General features: G+C 67.8%; 5 protein-coding genes. All 5 read right to left on the bottom strand.

Annotation, left to right across the window (positions count from 1 at the left end; all coding sequences use genetic code 11):
• On the bottom strand, window positions 1–814 hold an 814-nt coding region (gene ispG, locus VFA16_RS00955), incomplete at its 3' end, for a flavodoxin-dependent (E)-4-hydroxy-3-methylbut-2-enyl-diphosphate synthase (RefSeq protein WP_324966016.1).
• 66 nt (window positions 815–880) lie between these two features.
• On the bottom strand, window positions 881–2,077 hold the full coding sequence (locus VFA16_RS00950) for a M50 family metallopeptidase (protein WP_324966015.1): 1,197 nt from the start codon (window positions 2,075–2,077) through the stop codon (window positions 881–883).
• Complete coding sequence (dxr, locus tag VFA16_RS00945) at window positions 2,074–3,246, bottom strand: 1-deoxy-D-xylulose-5-phosphate reductoisomerase (RefSeq protein ID WP_324966014.1); 1,173 nt, start codon at window positions 3,244–3,246, stop codon at window positions 2,074–2,076. The genes VFA16_RS00950 and dxr overlap by 4 nt, the downstream gene beginning before the upstream one ends.
• Window positions 3,243–4,004 carry a DUF4097 family beta strand repeat-containing protein gene (locus VFA16_RS00940; protein ID WP_324966013.1) on the bottom strand — a complete coding sequence of 254 codons (762 nt, stop codon included), beginning with the start codon at window positions 4,002–4,004 and terminating at the stop codon, window positions 3,243–3,245. Before VFA16_RS00940 ends, dxr begins: the two co-directional genes overlap by 4 nt.
• Window positions 4,005–4,024: 20 nt before the next feature.
• Complete coding sequence (locus VFA16_RS00935) at window positions 4,025–4,492, bottom strand: histidine kinase (RefSeq protein ID WP_324966017.1); 468 nt, start codon at window positions 4,490–4,492, stop codon at window positions 4,025–4,027.
• Between the last annotated feature and the right edge of the window lie 29 nt (window positions 4,493–4,521).

The raw sequence follows: 4,521 nt of genomic DNA, 5'->3' as shown, positions 1-4,521 counted from the left end.
GCGACTCGAGGATCTGGTTGCCGACCTTGACCTCCTCGACCGGCGGCGCCGACAGCGATACCCGGATCGTGTCGCCGATGCCCTTGCTCAGCAAGGCGCCGAAGGCCACCGCGGACTTGATGGTGCCTTGAAACGCCGGGCCGGCTTCGGTGACGCCCAGGTGCAGTGGGTAGTCGCACTGGGCGGCCAGCAATTCGTAGGCCCGGACCATGACCACCGGGTCGTTGTGTTTGACGCTGATCTTGATGTTGCCGAAGCCGTGCTCCTCGAACAGCGAGGCTTCCCACAGCGCCGACTCGACCAGCGCCTCGGGTGTGGCCTTGCCATACTTCTCCATAAACCGCTTGTCCAGCGACCCGGCGTTGACGCCGATGCGGATCGGGACGCCGGCATCGCCGGCGGCTTTCGCGACTTCGGCGACTCGGCCGTCGAATTCCTTGATGTTGCCGGGGTTGACGCGAACCGCCGCGCAGCCCGCCTCGATCGCGGCGAAGATATAGCGCGGCTGGAAATGGATGTCGGCGATCACCGGAATCTGGCTGTGCCGCGCGATCTCGGCCAGCGCGTCGGCGTCCTCTTGCCGCGGGCAGGCGACCCGCACGATGTCGCAGCCGGCTGCGGTCAGCTCGGCGATCTGCTGCAAGGTGGCGTTGACGTCGTGGGTTTTCGTCGTGCACATGGACTGCACCGAAACGGGGTAGTCGCTACCCACCCCGACATTGCCGACCATCAGCTGGCGCGTCTTGCGCCGCGGCGACAACGTCGGCGGGGGCGATGCCGGCATTCCTAAGCCGACTTTTTGGTCAGCGGGCATGAGCGCCGCTCCTCCTCATCGCTTCGCTCGCTCTGCGTCGTCGCCGGCGCGGGCCATCGATTTCTCCTACTGGAACAGCCTGATCGGGTTGACCAGATCGGCGGTCACGGTCAGCAACATGTAGCCGACCACCAGCACCAACACTACGTAAGTTGCCGGCATGAGTTTGAGATAGTTCACCGGCGCGGCCGCGACCATGCCACGGGCTGAGCGAATCATGTTGCGGATCTTCTCGTACACCGCGATCGCGACGTGCCCGCCGTCGAACGGCAGCAGCGGCACCAGGTTGACCGCACCCAGGATGAAGTTCAGCTGGGCCAAGAAGAACCAGAACGCTACCCACAGCCCGTGGTTGACGGTGTCGCCGCCGATGATGCTGGCACCGACCACGCTGATCGGCGTCTCCGGGTCGCGCTGGCCGCCGCCGATGGCATGCACCAGCGCCCCGACCTTGGTCGGGATCGCGGCCAGCGCCTTGCCCAGCTCGACCGACAGGTCGCCGGTAAAGGCAAAGGTGGCGGGCACCGCAGTCAACGCGTTGTACTGCGTGGGCGGGTAGGTCTTCGGCGCCACACCGATCATGCCGACTTTCGACGGTGTGCCGTCGACCCAACGCTGCGTGGGTACGACGGTGACGGGCAGGGTGAGCGTCTTGCCGCCACGCTCGATGACAAACGGAACCGTGCCGTGCACCTGGCGCACCGCGGCCGCCATCTCGTCGAACGTGTGCACGTCGGTGTTGCCGACTTTGACGACGACGTCGCCGGCGCGGATGCCCGCGGCAGCCGCCGGACCCGGGTCGGTGCACTGCCCAAACTGGCCTTTGCTCAATTCTGGTGGGACACAAGCGGTTTCGCCGACCACCGCCGCGGTGGGCGGATGCAGGTTCGGCAGGCCCCATGCCACGGCGATGATGTAGATCAGCAGCAGCCCGATGAGGAAGTTCATCCCGGGCCCGGCCAGCAACACCGCGGCGCGCTTCCAGGTCTTCTGCTTGTACATGGCCCGGTCGCGTTCGTCGGGCGCGAGTTCTTCGACCGCGGTCATCCCGGCGATGTCGCAGAAACCGCCGGCCGGAATGGCCTTGAGGCCGTATTCGGTCTCACCGCGCCGAGTCGACCACAACGTGGGGCCGAAGCCGACGAAATAGCGGCGGACCTTCATGCCGGTGGCGCGTGCCGCCCACATGTGGCCGCATTCGTGCAGTGCCACCGAAATCAAGATGGCAAGGGCGAACAGCACAATGCCGATCACGAACATCATCGAGTGGGCATGACCTCCTGTGTGGCTCGATCAATCCGGCGTCTGGCCGTCTCGCGGGCCCAGCGCTGCGCGTCGAGTACGTCATCCACGGTAGCGGGTTGCGCGGCCCACTCGTCGGCGTCGGCCAGCACGTCGGCGATGGTTCGCACGATCGCCGGGAAGCCGATTCGCCCGGCCAGGAATGCCGCCGCGGCTTCTTCGTTGGCCGCGTTGTAGACGGCGGTCAGGCAGCCGCCGGCCAGACCCGCATGCCGGGCCAGCTCGACGGCCGGGAACACCTCGCTGTCCAGCGGCTCGAATTCCCAGCGGGACGCGGTGGAGAAGTCGCAGGCGGCGGCAGCCCCGGGCACCCGGTCGGGCCAGCCCAGTGCCAAGGCGATCGGCAGCTTCATGTCCGGTGGGCTGGCCTGCGCGATGGTCGAGCCGTCGGTGAACGTGACCATCGAATGCACGATGGACTGCGGATGCACGACGACGTCGATGCGCTCGTAGGCGACGCCGAACAGCAAATGGGTTTCGATCAGCTCAAGACCCTTGTTGACCAGCGACGCGGAGTTCAGCGTGTTCATTGGCCCCATCGACCAGGTCGGATGCACCCCGGCTTGCTGCGGTGTGACGCACTCGAGCTCGGCGGCCGACCAGCCGCGGAACGGGCCGCCGGAGGCGGTGAGCACAATCTTCGCGACCTCGTCGACCGAGCCGCTGCGCAGGCACTGGGCCATTGCCGAGTGTTCGGAGTCGACGGGCACGATCTGTCCCGGCTTGGCTGCCTTAAGCACGAGCGGACCGCCGGCGACCAGCGATTCCTTGTTGGCCAGAGCCAGCCGGGCGCCGGTGGCCAGCGCGGCCAGTGTGGGCTTTAAGCCCAGCGCCCCGACCAGCGCGTTGAGCACGACGTCGGCCTCGGTGTCTTCGATCAGCCGGGTGATGGCGTCGGCTCCCCGGTAGGCGACGTCGCCGAGAGCCTCGGCGGCGCGCTCGTCGGTGACCGCGATGTTGGTCACGCCGGTCTCGGCGCGCTGGCGCGCGAGCAGCTCCGGACGCCCGCCGCCCGCCGCCAGCCCGACCACCTGGAAGCGGTCCGGGTTAGCGGCGACGACTTCCAGGGCCTGGGTGCCGATCGAGCCGGTGCTGCCCAGCACCAGGACTTTGATGCGGCGGCTGGTCACCCACTTATTGTGCCGTGTGCCTGTACCGCCCGGTGGATCTCGACGTCGCCGGAGCCGGTGCGCACCCGGACCAGCAGCATTTCCTCCCCGTCAGCGGGTCCGTCGGACGGCTGCAGCCGGTTGGTGACGACCCCGGACCCGGTCTTGATGTCGAGCTGGGCCGCGGTGCCCTCGGGGATGCCGATCTCGACGTCGCCGCTGGAAGTGTGGGCGAGCACGGCCCCGCTGGCGGCGGTGTCGATGCTGACCGAACCCGATGAGGTCTCCGACTTGAGGTGGCCGCGCAGCTGGTCGACGGTCAGCGAGCCGCTGGCGGCCTGGAACTTCATGTCGCCGTCGAGCAGGCCGATGTCGACACTGCCCGAGGCGGTGGCAGCCTTGACCCGGCCGGCGATCGACTGCAACCCGAGGTTGCCGCTGGCGGAGGCGAACCGGACGTCGGTGAGGTGGCCCTCGGCGTGCACGTCGGCGGAGGCCACGGAGACCTGTGCGCTGGAGTGCGACGGCAGCTCGACGACGATGTCGACGGCGCCCATCCGGTATCCGAGGAATCCGTGCTTTGCCGGTGCGACGGCCAGTTTGCCGTTGGCGTAGGAGATCCGGGCCTGTTCGGCGGACCGCACGTCGGCTTGGCGAGATGGGTCGTGTGGGCGGATCTCGACGATGGTGTCGTCGCGGTCGCTCGCGACGAGCCGGATGGAACCAGCCGTGGCTTGAATGTTTGCCGTAATGGGTTGCGGCGTAGGAAAAGTCGGCATCAGTTCTCCTTTGGTTGCTGTCAGCGCACCCAGCCGCTGACGTGGTGACGGGTGGCGGTCGGGGGTTGCCGGGTGGATTGGGCCGCGGCCGCTGCCGCGCGGACCAGCCAGCTGTTCAGCGACGACCCGTCACGACGAGCGGCGGCCTCGACTGCCGCCCGTAGTCCTTCCGGCAGCCGCAGGGTCACCCGCCAGGTGCCGCCGTCGTCGTCGACGGTGAGAAAAGGGTCTTGGGCGGGCTCGTCGAACGGGTCGCTGACGATGAACTCCGGTTCACGCCCGCGCAGCCGGACCTCCACCGAACGCGGGGCCAGCTCGCGGGTGATTTCCTCGGCAGCCGCCGACAGGGCCTCCAACAAGGACAGCCGCATCGCCGGCTCCAGTGCAGCGCCAAGCCGACCTGCGAGCGCCTGCGCCTCAGAACCAGCGGCCGCGGCGGCGACGTCGAGCTCGTGTCGTACGGCGTCGACATACGGCTGCAACTCCATAGTGTCATGGTGACACCATTTTGATGTCA

The sequence above is a fragment of the Mycobacterium sp. genome (assembly GCF_035653355.1).
Taxonomy (GTDB): domain Bacteria; phylum Actinomycetota; class Actinomycetes; order Mycobacteriales; family Mycobacteriaceae; genus Mycobacterium.
This window is presented reverse-complemented; position numbering and strand designations above follow the sequence as displayed.